This window comes from Oceanobacillus sp. FSL K6-2867 (genome assembly GCF_037963145.1).
Classification (GTDB): domain Bacteria; phylum Bacillota; class Bacilli; order Bacillales; family Amphibacillaceae; genus Oceanobacillus.
Window position 1 is genome coordinate 1,708,530 of the sequence record NZ_CP150144.1, and the last position, 26,073, is coordinate 1,734,602.

The following is a 26,073-nucleotide window of genomic DNA, read 5'->3' on the forward strand; positions in this document are numbered from 1 at the left end:
ATTTTAATCACTAAGGCAATTATATCGTAATAAGAAGATATGTATATTAATTCTTTCTAACATTTCATACATGGGTATATGACTCATCTTTTAAAAAATCTGTACGAAAAGCTCACCATGATGCACTTTTCGTACAGATTATAGCTTCAAACCTTTTAATCTTTTTTTCGTTCTACCAAGTTAATTCCTAAGCCCATGCAAATGACACCAATTAAAAGCATTAGAACCAATGGCAGAGCAATTTCATTCCAGCCTGCATTATAAAAGGCAACATCCATCATCGCATCCATTGCATGCCTCAGCGGAAATAAATCAGCGATGAATAAAAGAACCGCATTACTTATTGTTCCTGGTGGCATATAAACCCCGCTAATAACTGGAATAATGGGTACCACAGAAGGATAGATCATATAAAATTGCTCGGGCGTTTTCACAAACCCTGTTATCAGCATTGCCATACTAACGATACTCAGTGCATAAATTGCAGCTATAACAAGGAGCATAGCAAAATTATTACCTAAATTATAACTCATCACATATTGAAAAATAAAAAGTACTACAGCAATTTGAACAAAACCGATTAAAAAACTATAGAGCAGGTGTCCTGTATACATTCCCGTCTTACTTACAGGAGATAAAATCATTCGATTCCATATCCCACTTACCTTATCTGATAAAACACCATTTACCTTGAACCCAATGGTGAACATAGCCATAAAAAGGGTAAAGCCGAACAGTAGCTGAATCCCCATATTGTGTTCAGATAACTCTTCTCCACTCATTGACTTCGTTTTTAATTGCAATGGCGGATTTTCCAAATAGTTCTCCACATCATGCCGAATATCATCAATATCCTGTGGACCAGCTGCTGCTTCCATTTGCGCTTCCTCCGTAAACACCTTGCGAACGTATTGGTCAATCAATGGAAGCGTAGGGACATCATAGGCTGAAATTAATCGGTAATCATGCTCCATCAGGTTAATTGCTATGTCTCTTTTGCCCTCCGCTACATCTGTACGTGCAGTTTTCTCATCTGTTATCACAAAGTTAAACGACTCATTACGATTTAATATGGGTTCCCATTTATCCACCACTTCACTAGAGTTAGATTCGCTGCTGAATACCGCTATGGATGTTTGGGGTATCATATTGCTACTCGTAAAAATCAGAGTTAACGCAATGCTTCCTACGAGAAAAAGAATGACCATCAATGGCTTCCGTTTATCTTTCCTCCATTGCGACCTAAATACCGGGAACATTATACTCTCCCCCTTCCAGGAAATAGAAATATTCCAATGATTAGACAACCGATGGAGAATACAAATAACTTAACCATTGGAAAGATTAAAGTCTGAAAGTCGCCAAACTGAGTCCACTGCATAAAGACGGACAAGCTTAACCCATTCGGTGTCCATTCTCCTACTTTTTGCAGCCATTCCGGCATCCCTTGAGTTGGAAAAAAGTTCCCTCCAACTGCTGCAAGCAGCATGATAACTAAATTAAATGCACCATTAGCTGCATCAGTATTGTTTACATTCAATGTGAATGTTGTAAACACTGCAGATAGGCCAGCTACCGCTAAGGAGAAGAATGTAATAATTACAATTACTCCCATCCAAAATGTCATTGATTTTCCTTCAAACACATCTAGAAGCAAATGACTAACGCTAAATAAAAACAACAGCTGTAACCAAACAAAGCAAAAAGCAGAGATTGTCTTTCCCATTAAAAAAGAAAGTGGATTCGTATTCGTTAATATAATCCGGTTAAATACACGCTCTCTTTTTTCCGTGGTAGTTTTCATTGCAACAGTGGAAGCTATAAATAGTGCAAACAAAAAACTCATTGCAATTGTAAAGTATTGTGAAATACTAAATGAATCGGCTCCTTCAACAACTTCCCTGCCTCCTTCGGGTAATATTGGATCCTCTAATCCTCCATTTGTTTCACCCTGAAGTGCAAATTGAAAGTTAAGGGTATCAAGGTAATTCGAAATGATGGTTTGAATTGTATCCGACTCGGTAGATTGTTCTTCGATCTGGAGAACAAGAGCATTATCTGCAGGCTGATCAAGCATAAGCTGCCGAAGGACGTCATACGTAAACCCCTCTGGGACCTTAACGAAACCATCCAATTCTCCATTCGTTACCTGTTCCTTCGCTTCTTCCTCACTTAATTTCTCTGTCCTAATCCATCCACTTAATTCCGAATCACTAAAAAAGGAATTCATGAAACCGGCTGGTGAAATAGATGATGCCTGCCTAATTATCGCTTCCTTTTCTTCCGCTGATAATTCCATTTCTAATACTGCTTCCGCAAACTTCTCTTGTCCAAGAGACTCATCATCCTCCAAAACAATTCCTAAATCGATATCCAATGCTTCTGCATCCTCCCCAAACAAATCGGAGAAGGCAATATTCAACACAATGATCAATAAAATTGGTGCTAGTAGAGAAATGAGAACTTCTTTACGGTCTCTCCAAAAGACAAGCAAGTCTTTTTTTAAAAATGAACACATGTTTGATAGCCTCCTCCTAATCTCTTAATGTTCGACCGGTTAAATGCAAAAATACGTCTTCAAGACTCGGTGTCTCCATTTGATAATTCGTTAATTGAATCCCTTCACTTTCCGCTGCACGCACCAAGTCACCAAGAATATTAGCACCTTTTTTGCAAATAATTCGGATTCCCTCACTTGTTTCATCAACAAGACGGATATACTCTAAAGACTTGATCTTCTTAATTAGCTCATCACTTGTTTCACTTAAATTGACGCGGATTGTGTCTTCACTCGATAAAATACTTAATAATTCTGCTTTACTTCCAGACGCTACGACTTTGCCATGGTCCATAATATAGACCCGTTTACATAGCTGCTCTACCTCTTCCATGTAATGACTCGTATAAAGTACCGTTGTACCATTTTCTTCATTCAATTTGCGAACCGTTTCAAGAATATGGTTTCTCGATTGTGGATCAATCCCAACAGTTGGCTCATCCAAGATTAAGATTTTCGGATTGTGCAATAATGCAGCAGCAATATTTACCCTTCTTTTCATTCCGCCAGAGAAGGTTTTTACAAGCTCCTTTTGCCTCTCTTTTAACCCAACCATACCAAGCACATCTTGAATCCGCTGTTCAAGTTCATTCTTTTTCACCCTGTAAATCTCTCCAAAAAACTTCAAATTTTCATATGCGGAAAGCTCTTCATATAATGCAATTTCTTGTGGAACTACACCAAGAACCTTTCTAATTTCAGCTGGATTTTTTATTGTACTTTTACCATCTAACTTCACATCACCAGATGTTGGTTTCAGCAAGGAGGATATCATAGAAATTGTAGTTGATTTTCCAGCTCCATTTGGACCAAGCAACCCGACTGATTCTCCTTCATCTAAATAAATGTTAATTTCATCTACGGCTTTCTTGCCCTTATATGTTTTACTTAACTTTATCGTTTCGATCATATGGTCACACTCCCTCAATTGGTTGTATTTAAAGCATACAAAAATAAAGACAGCATCACTACTGTCTTTAGTCATTACCAAGTTAATCAGGAATTACTTTAGTCATTTTATTTTGCTAATGACACGTTGTTATTCATACAAGGTTATGTCGTATGGCATAAATAGCTAACTGCGTACGATCCCTCAGCTCTAATTTATTTAAGATTTGGCTTGTGTTATTTTTCACCGTTCCTACCGATAACCCCAGTCGTTCCGCAATTTCGCTATTATTAAGTCCTTCACCGATGCACGTTAAAATGGCACGCTCTCGGGGCGTTAAGGAGGGATCGACCGTTTTCTCCACTTGCTTGTTAAGTAATAGCGGCATAACTTTAGCTGCAACCTGGTCCTCTACAGCTAATCCACCTTGCAGGGCACTGCGAATTGATCGAATCAACGAATCTGTATCGGCATTTTTTAGGATATAACCACTAACCCCAATCTTTAGTGCGTCCATGACATACTGATTATTATCAAATGTCGTTAATATTAAAATTCTGGACTTTGGCCAGCGGCTCTGGATTATCCTTGCAGCTTCGATACCATCCATAACAGGCATACGAATGTCTAAAATAACCACATCAAATGACTGCTGCTCACAAAGCTGAATCGCTTCCTTTCCATTGCTTGCTTCCCCTGTTACTTTTATTTCCTCATCCGTCTCTATCATCATTTTTAATCCTTGCCTTACCATCACTTGGTCTTCGGCCAGTAGTATTCGAATCATACACTTCCCCCAGGTCAGCTATTTTTAATAAACCACGGACAATAAATTGTCCATCTGTTTTCTGCACATGTAGCTCGCCACCAATTTTTTCAATCCGCTCCCGCATGGAAGCTAGACCAAATCCTTCCTGAAATCGATTATCATTTTTTACAGGGTTGTTAATTTCAAAACGGAAAATACTCCCGCCAGGGGCTTCAAACATAACTTCTGCCTCTCTTGCATTACTATGCTTCATGATATTCGTCAATGCTTCCTGTACCGAACGGTAGATGACAAATGACTGTTCTCCCGTGAGGGGTACCGCAAATGCACCATGCTTTACTGAAAAATGAATGCGAATAAAGCTTTCTGTTTCCAATTTACGAATCAAACGTAAAACTCCGGCAAGCCCACCAACATCATTACTTTTTAACATTTTTACTGCATTTCGTGTTTCTTCGAGGCTTTGATTCGCAAGCTCCTTCAACGATTCAATTTGCGATTTATCATCTTCTGCTGCCTGTAATCGGAATACTTCAAGCTGCATAAGAAGAGCTGTAAGCTTGTGACCGACAGAATCATGGATTTCATGACCAATTAGAACACGCTCTTCCTGCCTTGCTAATTCTTCATCCGATGAAAGACGTCTCTTCACACTTCGATATTCACTGAGCAAAGCGTCATATCGAGCACGTAGGTCATCATTTTGATACTTTGTTTGCTTATACTTAAAGCTTGCAGTTAATAAAAATACAACGTATATCACGATAAAACCTGTTGTAAAGATAGAGAGTTCTGCAGTTAAAAGCAAAGCAATAATCCCTGCCATACCGACCATTACAACAACGCTAACTTGTCGGAAATTCAAGTAGTAACAGGCTTCACCAATAAGCAGAGAAAGAATCAGGATAAGAAAAGGATTAAATCCGTCCCCCTGTGACGGGAATAAAGTAAATACCGCAATACATGTATTCAGGCTGAGCAGAATCATTGTAAGTACCGGTTTGTTTGTTACCAATGGCATCATAAAAAAAATGACAAAATAGATTGCAACACCGAGTAAGCGCCATAGTAATTCAACCATACTTACAGAGAAGAATGCTAAAGCAAATATCCATGGACTAATATTAAATAATAGCCATATCCAATATACTTTCATATACGTGTTCCTTTCCTATTTCTGAGGTTATCGTATCAAATTGGGAATTAGAAAACAAATGAGGGAATGGATATAAAATAGGGATATGAAATCCATAGTGATTCATATCCCTAAAAGCTATTTTCACTCTATAACAAAAGCGCAAGCGCCCGGTTAGCGACGTACGGACTGCGCCCCGTACTTTGGGGTGGTTCGACTTGTCGAACATTCCTACGTAGGAGATAAAGGAAACACGGCGACCGCAGGGAGTCGATGTTGACTTTCACCACAAGGGTATAAGTGCGACTAAGCCTCTGGCACAGCCAGTCGGCAAGTCTTCTTTATCGTACGGAGGTGAGGGAAGTCTCGCTAGTCGCTGGGCGCTGGAGCTGGACGTAGCCGTTTAGGGTAACTAAGTTATCCACAGCATTCAAATTTTATAGTTTCCTATGCTATAACAAAGACTCTTAATCGTTTTTCGCTATAACAGGAAGTAAAGGCTCACAAACATCCTTTACGCCTACCAAACCTAAAATCAAAGCAAAGCTTTTTTGAATTGCCTGGTGACCATTTGTTGGGTCATACCACTCCTCCAAAGTATGTGCTCCCCCAGCATTCCCACCTGTCCCAGTAGTTATAGCAGGAATTCCTAAGCTCATCGGATAATTCGCATCCGTACTGCTTGGCTGACCGAGTCGCGGATCACCGCCTGCTGATTTGATTGCAGCCCAAGCCGCTTGCACAATTACAGTATCAGATGGTTGACTTGCCGGCGGCCGGTTACCGAACCGTTCCATTTCTACTGTAAGATCTTCACTTTTCCATCGCTTATTCTCTTCGTCACACGCATTTCTTACAATCTCTATAAACCTTTTATCTAATTTATCAAGTTCCTGTTGGTCATTCGAGCGCAAATCAACGAGCATTCTAGCTTCCTGAGCAATTGCATTTACTGATGTACCTCCACGAATCTCGCCAACTGTAAAGGTTGTTTTGGGATCAGCCTTCGTTTCCAGTTGAGCTATCGCCGCAATCGCCCTGCCCAACCCATGTGTTGCACTAGGTGAACCGAAATCAGCGAAACTATGTCCACCAGGACCTTTGTATGTAATCTGATAGCGATAGCTTCCAGTACCTAAATAAGTAATAACATTCATATGCGGACCATCGATGGATATATAGCCGTCTACATCGTTGTCACGAAAAAATGCTTTCATGCCACGCAAATCTCCTGCGCCCTCTTCTCCTACCGTTCCCCCTATAATAATATCTCCAACAGTAGGAATAGACGATTCATTCAGCGCTCGTACGATTGCCAAAACTTCAGCTAACCCCCTCGTATCGTCTCCAATTCCTGGGGCGTATAATTTCCCATCCTTTTCTGTTACCGTTGTATCTGTACCTTCTGGAAAGACAGTGTCTAAATGAGCGGAAACAAATAATTTCGGTCCATTTCCAGTTCCAGGCCGGACCCCAAATACATTCCCTTCTTTATCCATTTTGACATCTTTTAGACCAAGCTTCTTTAGGCATTGCTTAAAAATTTTGGCTCGCACCTCTTCTTTAAATGGCGGCGCCGGTATTTCTGTAAGCTGGATTTGCTCAGAAATTGTATTTTGATGATCCGATTCTATGAATTTGTATGTGCGGTTTACCCTTTCATCAGCCATTAATTTCTCATAGGTTTCTTGGACTTTTGGTGATAACATTTTATTTCCTCCTTAAAATACATTACAATGTTTTAAATATTCATCAAGGAACATATACTTACCTATGTTTTTTCTCTACAATCTAGACATTTTGTAATTATCCTAATTTGTAGTATATGTAGATTATAAATGAAAATAAAAAGATTGTAATAATGATCTTCTCCATTCCTTCAAAAGTAGAGTATGACTGATTTAGCAGCAAGTCACTTTCCCAATCTAAAATTGAATTTGAATCATTCTTTTAGCATACTTAACTGCACTTGGAGAAGGCTATGTTTTGAGAAATGTCTCTCGTTATAGTATTTATAAAACTGGTTTTTCACCTACTGCATAACCTATCTTTCTGTGATTCTGATAATTTATACGATATACTAGATTATAAATAGATAGTTGAAAAGTGGGGATCGTTATGAAAAGTATTCAGTCTGTTGCTTTAATTGGCTTAGGTGCAATCGGTGCAGCTTATGGAAGCAAATTACATACCTTACTAGATGATGACTTTACTGTTATTGCAGATAAGGAAAGAATTGATCGCTATACTGCTAGTGGCTTAGATGTAGACGGCACCATGTTTCATTTCAATTATAAATCTCCTGCTGCAGATACTGAACCTGCAGACCTTGTTATTTTCGCTGTGAAAAATGATCATCTCGAGCAGGCACTAACTGATATGAAATACCATATTGGTCCAAATACTATTATTCTATCCCTGCTAAATGGAATATCCAGTGAAGAGGAAATCTATAATCGGACAAAAAATAAGCATATTCTATACAGTATGTGTGTTGGTATCGATGCAGTGAGAAAAGATAATCGTATTCGTTTTTCCAGTATCGGAAAAATCTGTTTCGGTGAAAAGAATCAAAGCATTTCAGAGAATGTGCTTGCAGTCAAAGATTTGTTTGAACGTGCTGGTATTCCATACGATATACCAGAAGATATTTGGCATACCATTTGGGCAAAATTTATGTTTAATGTTGGTATTAATCAAGTTTCTGCCGTGTTACGTGCTCCCTATAAATATTTCCAGGAAGTAGCCTCCCTGCACAATTGGATGGAACAAGCGATGTACGAGGTCGTTGCAATCTCTCATGAAGTTGGGGTTAATCTTACAGAAGCAGATGTTCATAGCTACAGACCAATTTTAAATAAGCTATCCCCAGAAGGGCAAACCTCTATGCTTCAAGATATTATAGAGGAACGCAAAACGGAAGTAGAATATTTTGCGGGAAAAGTGTGCGAGCTTGGCAAGAAGTACGGTATTCTAACACCAGTTAACGACCAGCTTTATCAGTTGATCCCAATCATTGAAGATATGGCAAGTTTAAAATAATCCCTGTTAATTAGAGAATTAGCAGCTAATCAAACGTTTGATTAATTGCTAATTCCGATGAATTTTGAAAAGGAGAACTCACCTTTGACACAGTATCTTTATATCGCTTCATCCATGAGATTGCCTACTGGTACGTTCGGTTTAAATCCAGTCTTTCCCGAAAAAGTCAAACGTTTTCCAAAGCGAGGTGGATTTTACACATTTACATTTTGAAAATAATTATGACAGTGAAAGCAAAGAACGTTTTTCCTACAGCCCTCATTTTTCTTTCAAACACCAAGTAACTACGATGAACAACTCGATACCATTAAAACACGAATGGGTATCGGGGAAGCAATGGAGTCGGAAAGAATTTGAAAGAAAATGCTTAGCTTTGCTATATTCATACTTAGAGAATGCTGTTCAAACTGCATACATCTTAGAATATTTTACAAGTATAAATGGAGAAGAACACCTCCCAATATCAGCTAAACGCAGGGTAAAAATGGGAGATTACTCTTTATAAGCAATAAATTCGCTATCACCTCTTTTTGACATTCCCTAATAGAAGTTTTATAATAACTATGATACGTTAACAACTAACTTAAGGAGGATGGTTAAAAAATGCATTCGATCAGATTACGTTCCCTAACTTTGAACTAAGTAATTTAATACGTTCAAAGACTCTGTTTGTATAGACAGGGTAAAGGGATTAGTCTGTCCTTTTTTAATCATCTTCATTTTTTATAATAATAGGTATGATGTAAAGGGAAAGGTAGGTTTATTCTGCCTTTCTTATTGCATTATCCCCTTCTTATAGGAGTAGGAAACATAGTGTGCCGCCATCTATTACGAAAAAGCTTCGTGGTATTGGTGCATTCTAAGCTTTTCTCGTCTTATAAAAAAACGTGACAGCTATTTTAGCTTAATTCCTAACTGAATAAGGATGGAGCTTCTTCCCTTTACTCTAAATCACAGGCAGACTGCCTGTGATTTTTTTTATTGGAAAGGATGAGATAAAACATGACTAAGAAGTTAAAAAGTGCAAAACGCGTACATCAATACAGCACTGCATTTCAGTGCCCGATTTGCAACGGGCCGATGGAGGTTGTCGGCTGGGTGAGCTTCGTGTGTTCCGAAAATCACACCTTTGATTTTGCCAAACAAGGCTATATCAATATGCTGACACACCCAGTCACTAGCCAGTATAGCAAAGAACTGTTTGAAGCAAGACAAAGGATTATTACCAATAGCAGCTTATTTACTGCACTGCACGACACTATCGCACAGGTGATAAATCAACAAACCCAAACACCAACAGTACCACTAATGATTGCAGATTTAGGTTGTGGGGAGGGATCACATTTACAAGCAATTTTAGATAACAGTATACATTCTGAAATTGCTGGGGTCGGTATCGACCTTTCAAAAGAAGGCATTGCCATGGCAGCAAAAAGCTATGATACGTCCACTTGGCTTGTTGCTGATTTGGCCAAATCACCACTTGCCTATCGAACCTTTTCAGTCATATTAAATATTTTATCACCTGCTAATTATCGGGAATTCAAACGAATTATCACACCTGATGGACTTGTAATCAAAGTAGTTCCCGGACCTAATTATCTTCGTGAACTAAGGGAGATAATGACTGAAAAAACAGAGCATCGCAATCATGAAACAGTGCACCTATTTAAACAGCATTTTGATTTATGTGAAGTGCTCCGTGTCCAGGATACAGCGGTGCTGCAGCAAGAATCACTCTACGATTTAGTGCGTATGACTCCGCTGACTTGGGCTGCGAATCCAGCACAAATCGAGCAGTTTTGTAAACAAAGTACTGCTGCAATTACAATTGACTTAGAAATATTAATCGGAATAAATCCGTCATCCAAAAATTTAAAAGGAGGTAACATATAATGGAAAAAATATGTTTAGAACTGGAAAATATAGAACTCATCTTTTACGACCAAGTCATCTTAGACATTCCACGACTTGCAGTCCATCAATTCGATCGAATTGGCATCGTGGGGCAAAATGGGGCTGGAAAGAGCACTTTACTAAAGCTTCTTCATGGACAAATTCAGCCTGATAAAGGAAAGGTGCATCGCTTTGCGGATTTTGCCTATTTCGACCAATTAGCAAAACCAGCAGAAAAAGAGGCAGACTATGAGCTTTTAGGCAAGCTGGCCGTCCCTTCAACCGATATTAGTCATTTAAGCGGCGGGGAGCAGACTAGGATGAAGCTTGCTCAGCTGTTCTCCACGTATCAGGAAGGACTATTAATTGATGAGCCGACAACACACCTTGATACAGCTGGCACAACCTTTCTTATCGAAGAGCTGACATATTATTACGGAGCACTCGTTCTCGTAAGCCACGACCGTTTTGTACTAGATAAGCTAATCACAAAGGTTTGGGAAATCGAAGGCGGAAAGATAACCGAGTATACAGGTAATTATTCGGATTATGTAGCGCAAAAAGAGCTCCAGCGTACACAGCAGTACGAGCAGCACGAAAAATATGTGAAAGAGAAAGATCGCCTCTTAAAGGCTGCTGAAGAAAAGATGAAGAAGGCAGAAAAAATAACAGAAGCGAATAAGCGGATATCGAAGAAGGGCACAAAGGCTATGGCAAATCGAATGTTCGAGACCAAATCAAAAGGTACCAGTCAAAAAGCTGTCCAACGTGCTGCAAAAGGAATTGAACGGCGTGTAGAACAATTGAAAACAGTAGAAGCTCCAGACAAAGAACGTGCACTATACTTCCATCAATCAGCTGCACTCAAGCTTCATAACAAGTTTCCAATCATGGCAGATCAATTAACATTGGAATTTGGAAAGAACACGCTTCTGAAAGATGCAAGCTTTCAGTTTTCATTAGGCAGTACAATCGCAATTACCGGAAAGAATGGATCTGGGAAAACAACTTTACTCCAACACATTCTTCAGCATGGCGAAGGAATAAGCATTTCTCCAAAAGCTGTAATTGGAGCGTATTATCAAATGAGCTACCAATTTGAAAAGGATGAAACAATACTGGCGTATATGAAGCAAAGAAGTGACTACGATGAAGGCAAGATTCGCGCAGCCCTGCATGCCATGAATTTTACTGGCAATGATCTAAAAAAGAAAACATCCACTTTAAGTGGCGGGGAAACCATCCGACTATTACTATGCCAGCTATTCTTAGGCAGGTACAATATACTCATCCTTGATGAGCCAACTAATTTCCTCGATATTTTTTGTATCGAAGCATTAGAGAAATTTTTAAAAGCTTATAAAGGGACGGTTATTCTCGTCTCACATGATCGTACGTTTACAGAGCGGGTGGCTGATACAGTCTATATCTTAGAAAGTCAGCAGCTGAAAATACTGAACTGACTATAGAATAGTCATATCGAAAAAGAGCTAAGACATGACTTCTTAGCTCTTTTCCAATTTAATTGCCTGCTCGATAAATGAGAAAACGTTCATATGGGTTTGTTTCATAAAGTCCGGGTAACTGGATTTCTTGCCTCAATTCAAATATTGTCTTGTCTTCCAAGTAATATATATAATCTTCATGTGCATAATATAAAATTAGTTCTACCTCTCGATTTGATTCTTCAATCGAACGTAAAATACGATTAAGTACTTTTTGAAAAACTTGAACAGAGAATGGATTGAAAAAGTAAAAACGGTTATCATGTGGGTCAATAATATATTCCTCTGCCAGGCAACAGATAAACTCAATTGTATCCTCTCTATTGTTTGTATGCTGTAAATAATTCCTTAGGTTTACAATCGATTCCTGATAGAAATTTTCATCCATTTCGATACCCTTCACAGTTGCATGATAAAAATGATGAATATAAAAGTTCAATCTACCTTTCCCACATCCGTAATCTACAAATTGATCCTGTTCACTTACCCCATAATGCTGAAAAAGTATTTCAAGTGCATGATATGGTGTAGGTTCATAAGGGTTATATTGAATCGAGTCAGGAAAAGACAATTTCTTCTCCGCTCCTGTCCGTATATGCAATAATTTATCAAATTTATAATCTATCATAGGCACTTCCTTTTTCCATGAATTAGGCCCTTACCCAATAAAATTGAAATCAGCAGACAGCTTGCTCCGGATCAAATAAACTTATTATAAAATTATATTTTAAAAATCCCCAAGTTCACCTTCTATCATACATATAACCATTATTTATTGCCAATCCTATCATTAGATAATCAAGACCAAAACTGTGAACTTTCCTTATTTAGGGTTTCATTATTTTTCAAAACGGGTATAATAATCCGTATGCTTATTACACATATGTCAAATTTATTCTTAGGGGGGAATCATGAAGCGTATTTCAAAGGTTTTTTACATAGCTGTAGCATTAATCATTATTTCTGTTATCTTGGGAGCAACTTTTCCTACCCAATTTGAACAAATAACAAATAATGTTAAAAATTTTGTCTCTACAACTTTTGGTTGGTATTATATGCTGCTCATGTCAGCACTGGTTATCTTTGCAATCATTATTGCCTTGAGTCCATATGGGAAAATTCGTCTTGGAAAGGACCATGAAAAGCCAGACTTTTCTACAGGATCCTGGATTGCCATGCTGTTCTCAGCTGGTATGGGGATTGGTCTTGTTTTTTACGGATCTGCAGAACCGCTTTTCCACTATATTTCGAATGCTCCAGAAGCAGAGCCTGGCACTGCAGAGGCTTTTAAAGAGGGTTTAGCCTATTCATACTTTCATTGGGGTCTCCATGTATGGGCGATGTATGGTATTGTCGCACTTGCTCTTGCCTTTTTCCAATTTCGTAAAGGCATGCCTGGATTGATATCATCAACTCTAAGGCCATTATTTGGTGACCGTATGAATGGTCCATTAGGTACATTAATTGATGTGCTGGCTGTTTTTGCTACTGTATTCGGTGTAGCAACTTCACTTGGTTTTGGGGCAGTTCAAATTAACGCTGGATTATCTCACTTATTTGGGGTTGAAATTGGATTTATTCCACAGCTCATAATTATTTTAATCGTAACGGTATTATTCATGATATCAGCTTGGTCTGGTTTAAGTAAAGGAATCAAATATTTGTCAAACTTAAATATGATTCTTGCTATACTACTTTTTATTGTTGTAGTTATTCTTGGACCAACACTTCTTATTCTCAATATGTTTACAGAAACATTTGGCCTTTATATACAAAAAATTGTACATATGAGCTTTAACACAATGCCACTTAAAGAAGATAATCGTGGATGGCTGGATTCGTGGACTATTTTCTACTGGGCATGGTGGATCTCATGGGCTCCGTTTGTAGGTATGTTTATCGCACGAGTATCCCGTGGACGTACTATTCGTCAATTTCTTATGGGTGTTATGGTGATTCCTACGTTAGTTGTTTCTGTTTGGTTTGCAGCATTCGGAACGACAGCTGGAAATGTTCAGGATAATGGAACAAACATTGCACAATTTGATACAGAGCTAATATTGTTTAATATGTTTGATCAGTTACCTCTCTCGTTCTTTTTATCTATTCTTGCAATATTATTAATTGCATCATTCTTTATTACATCGGCTGATTCAGCAACGTTTGTTTTAGGAATGCAATCAACTCGTGGTTCTTTAACACCACCAAACAATGTAAAAATTATTTGGGGCGTCTCCCAATCAACAGTTGCATTGATTTTGCTCTATGTTGGAGGTCTAACTGCATTACAAAACACAATCATTATTGCAGCATTACCATTTTCATTTGTTATGATTTTAATGGGAATTGCTTTATACAAAGCACTTAATACAGAAGTAAAATTAATGACCAAAAAGAAGTCAATACAGAAGAAATAAGCATGAAATCCCCTTTTAGGAATAAAAAACTCCTGAAAGGGGATTTGTTAAGCTTATTTACTTTCCAATGAACGATTTAGTAATAAATCACGCTCATGCCGATCCAAAGCCAAATTAATTAACTCATCAATAAGCTTGCTATATGATATACCAGTTAACTCCCATAACTTAGGATACATACTTATTTTTGTAAAACCTGGTATGGTATTTATCTCATTGATAATAATTTCATTGTCTTTTGTTAAGAAAACATCTACCCTTGCCATACCTTCACAATTTAGTGCTTTAAATGCCTTTATTGCTACTTCCTGTATATGTTTTGTTATTTCTTCACTTAGGTTAGCCGGAATTTCAAGTACCGCTCCGCTTTCATCAATATATTTGGCCTCATAAGAATAAAAATCGGCTGCTGCAGCAATCTCTCCAGGTATGGATGCTATAGGATTTTCATTACCTAAAACAGAGCATTCGATTTCCCTGCCTTGAATTGCCTCTTCAATCAGGATTTTATGATCATACTTAAAAGCACCCTCGACACCTTTTTCAAATTCTTCCTGTGTATATACTTTGCTTACACCTACAGACGACCCTTGATTCGCTGGTTTAATAAACAATGGAAGTTTTAAATGCTGCTTAATGTCATCAAATGAAATATTACTTTTCGAAGCCCTTGTATACGTATAAGAATTGGCCACCTTTAAGCCCGCATCTCTAAGTAACCGTTTGGCAATATCTTTGTCCATACTTATTGCTGAACCTAATACATTTGAACCAACAAAAGGAATATTTGCCATCCGCAGCATTCCTTGGACGCTTCCATCCTCCCCTAATGTTCCATGAAGAATCGGAAATATCACATCTAATTGACCTAATGCTTCCATTCCCTCTGTATTGACAAGTTGATTTTCCGTTTCACCCGGTATAACCGCTATTCCTTTATTCGTTTTATTTAATGCTATTAATTTTGGGTCCTCCGCATTCAATAGGAAATGAGAAGCATCATTTAAATGCCATTTCCCTGTTTTATCAATTCCAATTAACACAACATCGTATTTCGAAGGATCGATTGCTTCCATCACATTTTTAGCTGATTGTAAAGAAACCTCATGCTCTGCAGACTTTCCCCCAAATAATAATCCTAACTTTTTCTTCACCATAAGTTCCCTCCAAAATTTCTCTTTAACTGATATTTATTTCCATATGATTATTGTTATGTAAACACATTATAAAAATTTATTTACCCAGTTTATTGTATCATCCAATTTATCTTCGTACAAAATCTCCTACCAAAAAATATATTTTCATACTTATCCAATTAAAATGATTTTTAAGATGCGGATCAAGTAGATAATGAAGTTATGAATAAATGTTTTTAGAATCGCTAATGTTAAAGTTGGGAGGTGCTAATAATGGGAAGAGATCGTCAAGAAAAGAAATTGAGAGAAAGTGGACGTGTAGAATCTGATCGAGATGTGGGACTTCGTTATAAAGGAGCAACAAAAATGTCCAGTCCCGAAGAAGCTAGAAGATTAAATGACGGAAGAAAGTAGCATAAAATGTAAAAATCCCAGTATATGATTACATATACTGGGATTTCGTCTGCCTGGCGGCGTCCTACTCTTGCAGGGACAAAGTCCCAACTACCATCGGCGCTGAAGAGCTTAACTTCTGTGTTCGGTATGGGAACAGGTGTGGCCTCCTCGCTATTGCTACCAGACAATCCTAAAAAATAAGGACAAGTTTTATTATATGCATTTCGAAATAGAAATGCAAGGTCTTTTTTAATTTATACCTTAAAAACTAAATAAGAGTAAACCAGACATCAAATAAAGAAGTTAGTTAAGTCCTCGATCGATTAGTATCCGTAAGCTCCACGTGTCGCCACGCTTCCACACCGAACCTATCAACCTCATCGTCTCTGAGGGATCTTACTCACTCGAAGTGATGGGAAGTCTCATCTTGAGGGGGGCTTCATGCTTAGATGCTTTCAGCACTTATCCTTTCCACACGTAGCTACCCAGCAATGCTCCTGGCGGAACAACTGGTACACCAGCGGTGTGTCCATCCCGGTCCTCTCGTACTAAGGACAGCTCCTCTCAAACTTCCAACGCCCACGACGGATAGGGACCGAACTGTCTCACGACGTTCTGAACCCAGCTCGCGTACCGCTTTAATGGGCGAACAGCCCAACCCTTGGGACCGACTACAGCCCCAGGATGCGATGAGCCGACATCGAGGTGCCAAACCTCCCCGTCGATGTGAACTCTTGGGGGAGATAAGCCTGTTATCCCCGGGGTAGCTTTTATCCGTTGAGCGATGGCCCTTCCATGCGGAACCACCGGATCACTAAGCCCGACTTTCGTCCCTGCTCGACTTGTAGGTCTCGCAGTCAAGCTCCCTTCTGCCTTTACACTCTTCGAATGATTTCCAACCATTCTGAGGGAACCTTTGGGCGCCTCCGTTACCTTTTGGGAGGCGACCGCCCCAGTCAAACTGCCCGCCTGACACTGTCTCCGAACCGGATCACGGTCCTGGGTTAGAATGTCCATACAGCCAGGGTGGTATCCCACGGATGCCTCACCGTAAGCTAGCGCTCACGAGTCCAAGGCTCCCACCTATCCTGTACAAGCTGCACAGACATTCAATATCAGGCTACAGTAAAGCTCCACGGGGTCTTTCCGTCCTGTCGCGGGTAATGCGCATCTTCACGCATAGTATAATTTCACCGGGTCTCTCGTTGAGACAGTGCCCAAGTCGTTGCACCTTTCGTGCGGGTCGGAACTTACCCGACAAGGAATTTCGCTACCTTAGGACCGTTATAGTTACGGCCGCCGTTTACTGGGGCTTCGGTTCAAAGCTTCGGGCTAAAAGCCCTAACCCTTCCCCTTAACCTTCCAGCACCGGGCAGGTGTCAGCCCCTATACTTCGCCTTTCGGCTTCGCAGAGACCTGTGTTTTTGCTAAACAGTCGCTTGGGCCTATTCACTGCGGCTCCTCCATAAAGGAGCACCCCTTCTCCCGAAGTTACGGGGTCATTTTGCCGAGTTCCTTAACGAGAGTTCTCCCGCTCACCTTAGGATTCTCTCCTCGCCTACCTGTGTCGGTTTGCGGTACGGGCACCTATGATCTAACTAGAGGCTTTTCTTGGCAGTGTGAAATCAGGAACTTCGGTACTAGAGTTTCCCTCCCCATCACAGCTTGAAATTGCCAGACGGATTTGCCTATCTGACTTTCTCACTGCTTGGGCGCACCTATCCATCAGTGCGCATTCCTTATCCTTCTGCGTCCCCCCATCGCTCAAACAATCATGAGGTGGTACAGGAATATCTACCTGTTGTCCATCGCCTACGCCTTTCGGCCTCGGCTTAGGTCCCGACTAACCCTGAGAGGACGAGCCTTCCTCAGGAAACCTTAGGCATTCGGTGAAAGAGATTCTCACTCTTTTTTCGCTACTCATACCGGCATTCTCACTTCTAAGCGCTCCACCAGTCCTCACGGTCTGACTTCACAGCACTTAGAACGCTCTCCTACCATTGTTCGTAAGAACAATCCGCAGCTTCGGTGATACGTTTAGCCCCGGTACATTTTCGGCGCAGAGTCACTCGACCAGTGAGCTATTACGCACTCTTTAAATGATGGCTGCTTCTAAGCCAACATCCTGGTTGTCTGGGCAACTCCACATCCTTTTCCACTTAACGTATACTTTGGGACCTTAGCTGGCGGTCTGGGCTGTTTCCCTTTCGACTATGAACCTTATCACCCATAGTCTGACTCCCAAGTAAAAGTAACTGGCATTCGGAGTTTGACTGAATTCGGTAACCCGGTGAGGGCCCCTAGTCCAATCAGTGCTCTACCTCCAGTACTCTATTTCTTGAGGCTAGCCCTAAAGCTATTTCGGAGAGAACCAGCTATCTCCGTGTTCGATTGGCATTTCACCCCTACCCACACCTCATCCCCGCATTTTTCAACATACGTGGGTTCGGGCCTCCAGTCAGTGTTACCTGACCTTCACCCTGGACATGGGTAGATCACACGGTTTCGGGTCTACGACCGCATACTCATTCGCCCTATTCAGACTCGCTTTCGCTGCGGCTCCGTGTCTTCCACTTAACCTTGCATACGATCGTAACTCGCCGGTCCATTCTACAAAAGGTACGCCGTTACCCATTAACGGGCTTCGACTACTTGTAGGCACACGGTTTCAGGTTCTATTTCACTCCCCTCCCGGGGTGCTTTTCACCTTTCCCTCACGGTACTGGTTCACTATCGGTCACTAGGGAGTATTTAGCCTTGGGAGATGGTCCTCCCGGATTCCGACGGAATTTCACGTGTTCCGCCGTACTCAGGATACACTCCGGAGAGAATTCTTTTTCAATTACAGGGCTCTTACCTTCTTTGGCTGACCGTTCCAGGTCGATTCGTTTAAAGAATTCCTTGGTAACTCCAATGGAATGTCCTACAACCCCAGAAAGCAAGCTTTCTGGTTTGGGCTCTTTCCGTTTCGCTCGCCGCTACTCAGGAAATCGATTTTTCTTTCTCTTCCTCCGGGTACTGAGATGTTTCAGTTCCCCGGGTCTACCTCATGCACCCTATGTATTCAGATGCATGTACTGTTCCATTACGAACAGTGGGTTCCCCCATTCGGAAATCCCCGGATCAAAGTTTACTTACAACTCCCCGAGGCATATCGGTGTTAGTCCCGTCCTTCATCGGCTCCTAGTGCCAAGGCATCCACCGTGCGCCCTTATTCACTTAACTAAGTTACAGTAAATAAGCGTACTAATTATTAGCCTTGCTTTATATTAAAAATATTGATGTCGTTGTTACTCTTATTTAGTTTTCAAGGTACAAATAGAGAGATTTGCTCTCTCAAAACTGAACCAAACAACACAGTATGTCCTTCCTACCCGAAGGTAGGGTTCCGTAATAATCCTTAGAAAGGAGGTGATCCAGCCGCACCTTCCGATACGGCTACCTTGTTACGACTTCACCCCAATCATTAGTCCCACCTTCGGCGGCTGGCTCCAAAAGGTTACCTCACCGACTTCGGGTGTTACCAACTCTCGTGGTGTGACGGGCGGTGTGTACAAGGCCCGGGAACGTATTCACCGCGGCATGCTGATCCGCGATTACTAGCGATTCCGGCTTCATGTAGGCGAGTTGCAGCCTACAATCCGAACTGAGAATGGTTTTATGGGATTGGCTTGACCTCGCGGGTTCGCTTCCCTTTGTTCCATCCATTGTAGCACGTGTGTAGCCCAGGTCATAAGGGGCATGATGATTTGACGTCATCCCCACCTTCCTCCGGTTTGTCACCGGCAGTCACCTTAGAGTGCCCAACTAAATGCTGGCAACTAAGATCAAGGGTTGCGCTCGTTGCGGGACTTAACCCAACATCTCACGACACGAGCTGACGACAACCATGCACCACCTGTCACTCTGTCCCCGAAGGGAAAGCTCTATCTCTAGAGTTGTCAGAGGATGTCAAGACCTGGTAAGGTTCTTCGCGTTGCTTCGAATTAAACCACATGCTCCACCGCTTGTGCGGGCCCCCGTCAATTCTTTTGAGTTTCAGCCTTGCGGCCGTACTCCCCAGGCGGAGTGCTTAATGCGTTAACTTCAGCACTAAGGGGCGGAAACCCCCTAACACCTAGCACTCATCGTTTACGGCGTGGACTACCAGGGTATCTAATCCTGTTCGCTACCCACGCTTTCGCTCCTCAGCGTCAGTTACAGACCAGAGAGTCGCCTTCGCCACTGGTGTTCCTCCACATCTCTACGCATTTCACCGCTACACGTGGAATTCCACTCTCCTCTTCTGTACTCAAGTCCTCCAGTTTCCAATGACCCTCCACGGTTAAGCCGTGGGCTTTCACATCAGACTTAAAAGACCGCCTGCGAGCGCTTTACGCCCAATAATTCCGGACAACGCTTGCCACCTACGTATTACCGCGGCTGCTGGCACGTAGTTAGCCGTGGCTTTCTGGTTAGGTACCGTCAAGGCTGGGTCAGTTACTACCCAACTTGTTCTTCCCTAACAACAGAGTTTTACGATCCGAAAACCTTCATCACTCACGCGGCGTTGCTCCGTCAGACTTTCGTCCATTGCGGAAGATTCCCTACTGCTGCCTCCCGTAGGAGTCTGGGCCGTGTCTCAGTCCCAGTGTGGCCGATCACCCTCTCAGGTCGGCTACGCATCGTCGCCTTGGTGAGCCGTTACCCCACCAACTAGCTAATGCGCCGCGGGCCCATCTGTAAGTGACAGCCGAAACCGTCTTTTATCTTCTCACCATGAGATGAAAAGTATTATCCGGTATTAGCTCACGTTTCCGCGAGTTATCCCGATCTTACAGGCAGGTTGCCCACGTGTTACTCACCCGTCCGCCGCTCATTCCACAAACATCACCTCAGATGAGGGTCAGTTTGCTTCCTGCGCTCGACTTGCATGTATTAGGCACGCCGCCAGCGTTCGTCCTGAGCCAAGATCAAACTCTCCAAAAAAGTTTGTAATACTTAGCTGTTGTAGAAGCTGACTTCTACTTGTTTTAAAAAGAAAAACGAGTTTCCTTTTTCTTGACATACTGGTTGTTTTGTTCAGTTTTCAAAGAGCAAATTTGTTGGTTGCTTTCCTTAAAAAGCGACTTTATTAATATATCATATCTATTAATTTGTTGTCAATAACTTTTTTGAAATATTTTTTGAAACATTTCGTTTGTTTTCGACAACTTTTATACTATATCATCTTCCAAAAAGGAAGTCAACATCTTTTTTCAAAAAAAGATGAATGGGCCTGAGTGGACTCGAACCACCGACCTCACGCTTATCAGGCGTGCGCTCTAACCAGCTGAGCTACAGGCCCATATATGGTAATTTGGAGCGGGTGAAGGGAATCGAACCCTCATCATCAGCTTGGAAGGCTGAGGTTTTACCACTAAACTACACCCGCATATTAAGTTAGCAAAAGTGGAGCCTAGCGGGATCGAACCGCTGACCTCCTGCGTGCAAGGCAGGCGCTCTCCCAGCTGAGCTAAGGCCCCAAATAAATGGTCGGGAAGACAGGATTCGAACCTGCGACCCCTTGGTCCCAAACCAAGTGCTCTACCAAGCTGAGCTACTTCCCGTAATGGCGCGCCCGAGAGGAGTCGAACCCCTAACCTCTTGATCCGTAGTCAAACGCTCTATCCAATTGAGCTACGGGCGCATATGGTGCCGAGGACCGGAATCGAACCGGTACGGTAGTCACCTACCGCAGGATTTTAAGTCCTGTGCGTCTGCCAGTTCCGCCACCCCGGCAAGGGTTTGAAATCGGGATACCAACATTAAGCCGGTACTCCTCTAAGACAAAATACGATGCGGGTGAAGGGACTTGAACCCCCACGTCCGAAGACACTAGATCCTAAGTCTAGCGCGTCTGCCAATTCCGCCACACCCGCAAATGGTGAGCCATGAAGGATTCGAACCTTCGACCCTTTGATTAAAAGTCAAATGCTCTACCGACTGAGCTAATGGCTCAAGATAAATAACGCTACATTAAAGTCTTATTTACTTGTATAAAATGGTGCCGGCCAGAGGACTTGAACCCCCAACCTACTGATTACAAGTCAGTTGCTCTACCAATTGAGCTAGGCCGGCATGTGTCTTGCTATAAACCAATAGGTTATATAGAAAGAAAAATGGTGGCTCGGGACGGAATCGAACCGCCGACACACGGATTTTCAGTCCGTTGCTCTACCGACTGAGCTACCGAGCCAAATAATATGTATTTTATTGAAGTTAAATGGAGGAGGTAGAGGGATTCGAACCCCCGCGCGGTTTGACCCGCCTGTCGGTTTTCAAGACCGATCCCTTCAGCCAGACTTGGGTATACCTCCGACAATTTAAATGGCGGTCCGGACGGGACTCGAACCCGCGACCTCCTGCGTGACAGGCAGGCATTCTAACCAACTGAACTACCGGACCATTTTATAAAACAAATCTAATTTCAGGTTATAAATCATTTGGTTGCGGGGGCAGGATTTGAACCTACGACCTTTGGGTTATGAGCCCAACGAGCTACCAGACTGCTCCACCCCGCGATATAATTAATGTATTTCATAATAAAGAAAAGATGGTGGAGGATGCAGGGCTCGAACCTGCGACCCCCTGCTTGTAAGGCAGGTGCTCTCCCAGCTGAGCTAATCCTCCATGTTGGTGACCCGTACGGGATTCGAACCCGTGTTACCGCCGTGAAAGGGCGGTGTCTTAACCGCTTGACCAACGGGCCAACATATTATGAGCAAACTCGACATTACTTCATACAATCAAAATGGCTCCACAGGTAGGATTCGAACCTACGACCGATCGGTTAACAGCCGATTGCTCTACCACTGAGCTACTGTGGAATAATGTAACAGCGAGATTTATCTTATTACATATTTTTAATAAAGTCAATGCCTAAATTAAAAATATGTAAAAAAAACTAAAAAAAAGTTGTAAAACCACTGTTTTTACCTGAATTCCCCGCATCTCTTCCTATGGTAATTCTTACTTTGATAGAATTATAGAGCTCTTTCCAGTCATTTCCATAACATCTAAAAGAGCTCCACCTTATTTATCTCCATCTTTAATCTACTCTAAGCAAACACTTTCTAAGAATTTAAACGCACATACAACTTCTCCCAAACTTTCTCCAATTCCTCTTTTTCTATATACACTTTCTGCAAAACATCTAAATCCTGAATTTCTTCTAGTCTTTTTTCTAATATCGAAATGTTATACTCTACCTTTTCTATCTCCTTTTCCAGCTTCTCATTCTTCAAAAGCTGATCTTCCCTATTTACCGGTTCTTGTTTTTTCCTTCTATCTACCAATTTAAATTGTTCTTGATACGGTTTTAATGCATTCAACTTTTCTCTTGCCCATGTATAGTTCCCCCCAAAACGATAAACTGTTTTGGCATCAATCCAATAAACTTCTTCAAACAGCTTATTTAGAAAATAACGATCGTGAGAAACAGCAACAATTGTCCCCCTATAATCCTCAAGCGCTTCTTCCAATACTTCACGTGACTCAATATCCAAATGGTTTGTTGGTTCATCCAGAACAAGAACGTTTATGTCCTGGTACATCAATTGCGCTAACCGAAGGCGCATCTTTTCTCCTCCGCTAAGCATGGAAACCTTTTGAAAGACCATATGACCGTAAAATAAGAACCTAGCTAAAATGTGTCTTGCTTCTCCTTCTGTAACATGCACATCATTTCGGAACACATCTATTACAGTCTCACCCTCTAGCTGAGTAAAAATTTGCTGAGATAGATACCCTGCTTTTACATTACTCCCAATTCGTACTTCTCCTTCATCTGCACATAATTGCTTTAACATCAATTTTATTAATGTAGATTTCCCCGTTCCATTTTCTCCCACAATAGCAACACGTTGCTGGTATCTAATATGCATATTTACTTTAGTGAAAAGCTCTCGGTCACCGAAGCGTTTCGAAACATCTTTTAGAATAATAACATCCTTTCCACTTCGGTCAGAGGTTTCCATTTCTAGATTCATTTTCTTATGACTCAATACAGGACGGTTTATCTTTTCCATCCGTTCTAAAGCTCGCTCCATGTTCCGTGCTCGTTTATGCAAACCTTCATTTGGCGGATTTGCCCGGTTTGCCCATTCTCGCAATCGCTTAATAGCTTCTTTCATTTTCTTGATTTTCTTTTGCTGTTCCTCATACGCCTGAAATTCTTTTAATACACGTTTCTCCTTTTCCCTTATATAACCAGAGAAATTTGTGGCATAACTTGTAATCTCACCATCCTCCAAATCCAATACCTTACCTACAACCTCATCAAGAAAGTATCGATCATGCGAAACAATCACGACGGTCCCTTGATATCCCTGCAAAAAGTCACTTAGCCATTCCACCGCCATTAAGTCTAAATGATTTGTCGGTTCATCAAGTAATAGCAAATCCGGTTCTTTTAAAAGCGAGAGACCTAGACCTACCTTTGTCTTCTCACCACCGCTCAAGCTAGAAAAAGGATGCTCCAGCAAATCATGGATATTCAGTCCATTCACGATTTTATCTATATTTGCCTCAATCTCATAGCCACCTTTTCGTGCAAAGTGATCTTGAAAATTGCCATAATCACGCATTAATTTCTCTAGACATTCCATTTTTGTCTCCTTAGTCATCGCAATCTCAAGCTGCATCATCTTTTCCTTCACATGGTTGAGCTCTGAAAAGGCATTATTCAATACATCTTTTGTTGTCAGCTCTGAATAAGCTTCTGGGATTTGGGCCAGATACCCTATTTTCGTCTCTTTCCTCCAATGGATTTTCCCAAAGTCAGGTGCTTCCTCACCGGATAAAATTCGAAATAACGTGGATTTCCCGCTTCCATTCCGACCAACGAGCCCCACTCGTTCATTTTCCATAATTTCAAATGATATATTTTCAAAGATTGAGTTTCCTCCATACATTTTTGATACTTGATTTACACTGCATGCGATCATAATATCTTCCTCCCGCTCACTAAATTGATTTTTCATATATCATCACCCGCTAAATACAACAAAAAAAGCCATAGGAAACATAACAATCCCATAGCTTTTATTCATAAGAGCACACAAAAAGGGAGAGCATGAAAAGCTCTCCCTTTTAAAAGCCCATATCTTAATTGTGGATTTAGAGATGTTTTCACCGTTTTAAACTTGCTATATAGTTGCTAAAAAAGGGCATACGTATCCCGTTATCAACTAATACAGCAAATTTTGCACGGCTAAAATATAAAAAATCCGTCCAGTAACCGTACACAAAAACAGTTTGATTAAACATCCCTACCCACCTCCGTTCATTTATTTCTTTTATTTTATTGGATTTTTAATTCCTTTTCAAGAGTGAAATAAAAATATGCAAATAATAGGCCCCATTCTGAAAATATATCAAAACAGGGCTCAACTTAACATCTATCTTATTTTTTCATCCCAAGGTAAATGAGAATAGCATCTCTTAAAAATTCAGTTGCCCCTTCTGCAGCCTTATCATAAAAGGCTGTAAAGCGCTCATCAGCAACATACATCTCTGCAAGACCTGCATGCGCTTCTTTTGAATAACTGCCCCAGGAGTACATTAACCATTGCTTATGCTTGGCAGCTACTTCCTGCGCTAACTTGGAAGCAGGATTACCTTTTTCATAAGCTTTCTCAAGCAATACCATGATTTCTTCTCCTAAATCATTCATTGCTTTGAAGTCTTCCTCAGACATCCCTCTTAGCTTAGCATTACTTGAATCAATCGTTTTATCACCATATTTACTACGAATTTCTTCCCCGTACTTTTTCTCATTTTCCTCAATTAATTTATCCTTGAACGCTGCGAATTTCTCTTTATCCTGCATCGGAATACCTCCTTCAATACTTGCAATCGTTCCTTTAACGGTTGCCATTAGTTTGTCAAGACGGGCACGCTTTTGTGCTAGCAATTGATAATGTGATTTTAATGCTTCTGTTTGATCAAATGTGGGGTCGCTGATTATTTTCTTAATATCTTCCAGACTAACTTCCAGTTCACGGTAAAACAGGATTTGCTGAAGCAAATCAACTTCTTTCTGTCCGTAAATTCGGTAACCGGAAGAATTAATTCGTGCTGGTTTTAGCAGTCCGATTTGATCATAATATCTGAGTGTGCGGCCGCTCACACCAGAAATCAGAGCTAATTTTTTTACGGTATATTCCATCTGTAACCCTCCTGACAGTTACCATCTTAAACCTTTACGCTACGTAAAGGTCAAGGATTAATTAAAAAACAAATGTTAAGTCCAATTACAGGCGAATCAGGCGCTCCAAAATATGCAGCAGTAGCCCTCCACAAATAATGGT

At 41.1% G+C, this 26,073-nt stretch carries 17 protein-coding genes, 16 tRNA genes and 3 rRNA genes; 6 read left to right on the forward strand and 30 right to left on the reverse strand.

All coding sequences use genetic code 11. The annotated features are described in order from the left end of the window. Positions 1-155 precede the first annotated feature (155 nt). From NSQ77_RS08400 to NSQ77_RS08425, 6 genes are all read right to left on the reverse strand, one after another. Positions 156-1,259, reverse strand: coding sequence for an ABC transporter permease (locus NSQ77_RS08400; protein ID WP_339230299.1), 1,104 nt, complete (start codon positions 1,257-1,259; stop codon positions 156-158). After that, positions 1,259-2,518, reverse strand: coding sequence for an ABC transporter permease (locus NSQ77_RS08405; protein WP_339230301.1), 1,260 nt, complete (start codon positions 2,516-2,518; stop codon positions 1,259-1,261). Before NSQ77_RS08405 ends, NSQ77_RS08400 begins: the two co-directional genes overlap by 1 nt. Positions 2,519-2,534: 16 nt before the next feature. Then, positions 2,535-3,467: an ABC transporter ATP-binding protein gene (locus NSQ77_RS08410; RefSeq protein ID WP_339230302.1), complete on the reverse strand. Its 933-nt coding sequence runs from the start codon at positions 3,465-3,467 to the stop codon at positions 2,535-2,537. Positions 3,468-3,600: 133 nt separating this feature from the next. After that, positions 3,601-4,233: a response regulator transcription factor gene (locus NSQ77_RS08415; RefSeq protein WP_339230304.1), complete on the reverse strand. Its 633-nt coding sequence runs from the start codon at positions 4,231-4,233 to the stop codon at positions 3,601-3,603. Continuing rightward, on the reverse strand, positions 4,160-5,371 hold the full coding sequence (locus NSQ77_RS08420) for a sensor histidine kinase (RefSeq protein ID WP_339230306.1): 1,212 nt from the start codon (positions 5,369-5,371) through the stop codon (positions 4,160-4,162). Before NSQ77_RS08420 ends, NSQ77_RS08415 begins: the two co-directional genes overlap by 74 nt. A 446-nt stretch (positions 5,372-5,817) precedes the next feature. After that, positions 5,818-7,059: a M20/M25/M40 family metallo-hydrolase gene (locus tag NSQ77_RS08425; protein WP_339230308.1), complete on the reverse strand. Its 1,242-nt coding sequence runs from the start codon at positions 7,057-7,059 to the stop codon at positions 5,818-5,820. A 409-nt stretch (positions 7,060-7,468) separates the two neighbouring features. Between NSQ77_RS08425 and NSQ77_RS08430 the strand changes: the two genes are divergently transcribed. From NSQ77_RS08430 to abc-f (NSQ77_RS08445), 4 genes are all read left to right on the forward strand, one after another. Continuing rightward, complete coding sequence (locus NSQ77_RS08430) at positions 7,469-8,392, forward strand: ketopantoate reductase family protein (protein WP_339230310.1); 924 nt, start codon at positions 7,469-7,471, stop codon at positions 8,390-8,392. Between the two features lie 84 nt (positions 8,393-8,476). Further along, on the forward strand, positions 8,477-8,605 hold the full coding sequence (locus tag NSQ77_RS08435) for a hypothetical protein (RefSeq protein WP_339230312.1): 129 nt from the start codon (positions 8,477-8,479) through the stop codon (positions 8,603-8,605). A 789-nt stretch (positions 8,606-9,394) separates the two neighbouring features. Beyond that, positions 9,395-10,288, forward strand: coding sequence for a putative RNA methyltransferase (locus NSQ77_RS08440; RefSeq protein WP_339230314.1), 894 nt, complete (start codon positions 9,395-9,397; stop codon positions 10,286-10,288). Next, a complete protein-coding gene (gene abc-f, locus NSQ77_RS08445) occupies positions 10,288-11,751 on the forward strand; it encodes an ABC-F type ribosomal protection protein (RefSeq protein WP_339230315.1) in 1,464 nt (487 codons plus the stop codon). Before NSQ77_RS08440 ends, abc-f (NSQ77_RS08445) begins: the two co-directional genes overlap by 1 nt. Positions 11,752-11,809: 58 nt before the next feature. Here abc-f (NSQ77_RS08445) and NSQ77_RS08450 read toward each other — a convergent pair whose 3' ends face one another. Continuing rightward, positions 11,810-12,421 carry a class I SAM-dependent methyltransferase gene (locus NSQ77_RS08450; protein ID WP_339230316.1) on the reverse strand — a complete coding sequence of 204 codons (612 nt, stop codon included), beginning with the start codon at positions 12,419-12,421 and terminating at the stop codon, positions 11,810-11,812. Positions 12,422-12,704: 283 nt separating this feature from the next. On the opposite strand from NSQ77_RS08450, the gene NSQ77_RS08455 reads away from it, so the two are divergent. Further along, positions 12,705-14,210, forward strand: coding sequence for a BCCT family transporter (locus tag NSQ77_RS08455; RefSeq protein ID WP_339230317.1), 1,506 nt, complete (start codon positions 12,705-12,707; stop codon positions 14,208-14,210). Positions 14,211-14,263: 53 nt separating this feature from the next. On the opposite strand, the gene ddlA is transcribed toward NSQ77_RS08455, so the two are convergent. Further along, entirely contained in the window at positions 14,264-15,367 is a 1,104-nt protein-coding gene (ddlA, locus tag NSQ77_RS08460; protein WP_339230319.1) for a D-alanine--D-alanine ligase, read from the reverse strand. Between the two features lie 252 nt (positions 15,368-15,619). Here ddlA and NSQ77_RS08465 point away from each other — a divergent pair, with 252 nt between their 5' ends. Continuing rightward, a complete protein-coding gene (locus tag NSQ77_RS08465) occupies positions 15,620-15,760 on the forward strand; it encodes a YpzI family protein (protein ID WP_095311915.1) in 141 nt (46 codons plus the stop codon). A gap of 51 nt (positions 15,761-15,811) precedes the next feature. Here NSQ77_RS08465 and rrf read toward each other — a convergent pair. From rrf to NSQ77_RS08575, 22 genes are all read right to left on the reverse strand, one after another. Next, a 5S ribosomal RNA gene (gene rrf, locus NSQ77_RS08470) occupies positions 15,812-15,927 on the reverse strand. Between the two features lie 118 nt (positions 15,928-16,045). Then, positions 16,046-18,967, reverse strand: a 23S ribosomal RNA gene (locus NSQ77_RS08475). A gap of 179 nt (positions 18,968-19,146) precedes the next feature. Further along, a 16S ribosomal RNA gene (locus tag NSQ77_RS08480) occupies positions 19,147-20,710 on the reverse strand. The 16S, 23S and 5S rRNA genes sit together here with 16 tRNA genes alongside, the layout of an rRNA operon. Before the next feature lie 284 nt (positions 20,711-20,994). Then, a tRNA-Ile gene (locus NSQ77_RS08485) sits at positions 20,995-21,068 on the reverse strand. 13 nt (positions 21,069-21,081) lie between these two features. Next, positions 21,082-21,155: transfer RNA gene (locus NSQ77_RS08490), tRNA-Gly, on the reverse strand. 18 nt (positions 21,156-21,173) lie between these two features. Then, a tRNA-Ala gene (locus tag NSQ77_RS08495) sits at positions 21,174-21,246 on the reverse strand. A gap of 7 nt (positions 21,247-21,253) precedes the next feature. Further along, positions 21,254-21,330 (reverse strand) — tRNA-Pro (locus NSQ77_RS08500). Between the two features lie 3 nt (positions 21,331-21,333). Next, positions 21,334-21,410 (reverse strand) — tRNA-Arg (locus tag NSQ77_RS08505). 3 nt (positions 21,411-21,413) lie between these two features. Further along, positions 21,414-21,502: transfer RNA gene (locus NSQ77_RS08510), tRNA-Leu, on the reverse strand. Between the two features lie 58 nt (positions 21,503-21,560). Beyond that, positions 21,561-21,642: transfer RNA gene (locus NSQ77_RS08515), tRNA-Leu, on the reverse strand. 3 nt (positions 21,643-21,645) lie between these two features. Then, positions 21,646-21,721: transfer RNA gene (locus NSQ77_RS08520), tRNA-Lys, on the reverse strand. A 44-nt stretch (positions 21,722-21,765) separates the two neighbouring features. After that, positions 21,766-21,841, reverse strand: a tRNA-Thr gene (locus NSQ77_RS08525). 42 nt (positions 21,842-21,883) lie between these two features. Next, positions 21,884-21,959, reverse strand: a tRNA-Phe gene (locus NSQ77_RS08530). 28 nt (positions 21,960-21,987) lie between these two features. Next, positions 21,988-22,080 (reverse strand) — tRNA-Ser (locus NSQ77_RS08535). An 11-nt stretch (positions 22,081-22,091) separates the two neighbouring features. Next, a tRNA-Asp gene (locus NSQ77_RS08540) sits at positions 22,092-22,168 on the reverse strand. 39 nt (positions 22,169-22,207) lie between these two features. Beyond that, positions 22,208-22,284 (reverse strand) — tRNA-Met (locus tag NSQ77_RS08545). Positions 22,285-22,317: 33 nt separating this feature from the next. After that, a tRNA-Val gene (locus NSQ77_RS08550) sits at positions 22,318-22,393 on the reverse strand. A gap of 4 nt (positions 22,394-22,397) precedes the next feature. Further along, positions 22,398-22,472: transfer RNA gene (locus NSQ77_RS08555), tRNA-Glu, on the reverse strand. Positions 22,473-22,515: 43 nt separating this feature from the next. Beyond that, positions 22,516-22,590 (reverse strand) — tRNA-Asn (locus NSQ77_RS08560). 246 nt (positions 22,591-22,836) lie between these two features. Then, entirely contained in the window at positions 22,837-24,708 is a 1,872-nt protein-coding gene (gene abc-f, locus NSQ77_RS08565; RefSeq protein ID WP_339230964.1) for an ABC-F type ribosomal protection protein, read from the reverse strand. Between the two features lie 184 nt (positions 24,709-24,892). Further along, a complete protein-coding gene (locus tag NSQ77_RS08570) occupies positions 24,893-25,030 on the reverse strand; it encodes an RAxF-45 family protein (RefSeq protein WP_339230320.1) in 138 nt (45 codons plus the stop codon). A 136-nt stretch (positions 25,031-25,166) separates the two neighbouring features. Further along, a complete protein-coding gene (locus tag NSQ77_RS08575) occupies positions 25,167-25,931 on the reverse strand; it encodes a MerR family transcriptional regulator (protein WP_339230322.1) in 765 nt (254 codons plus the stop codon). Positions 25,932-26,073: the final 142 nt, after the last annotated feature.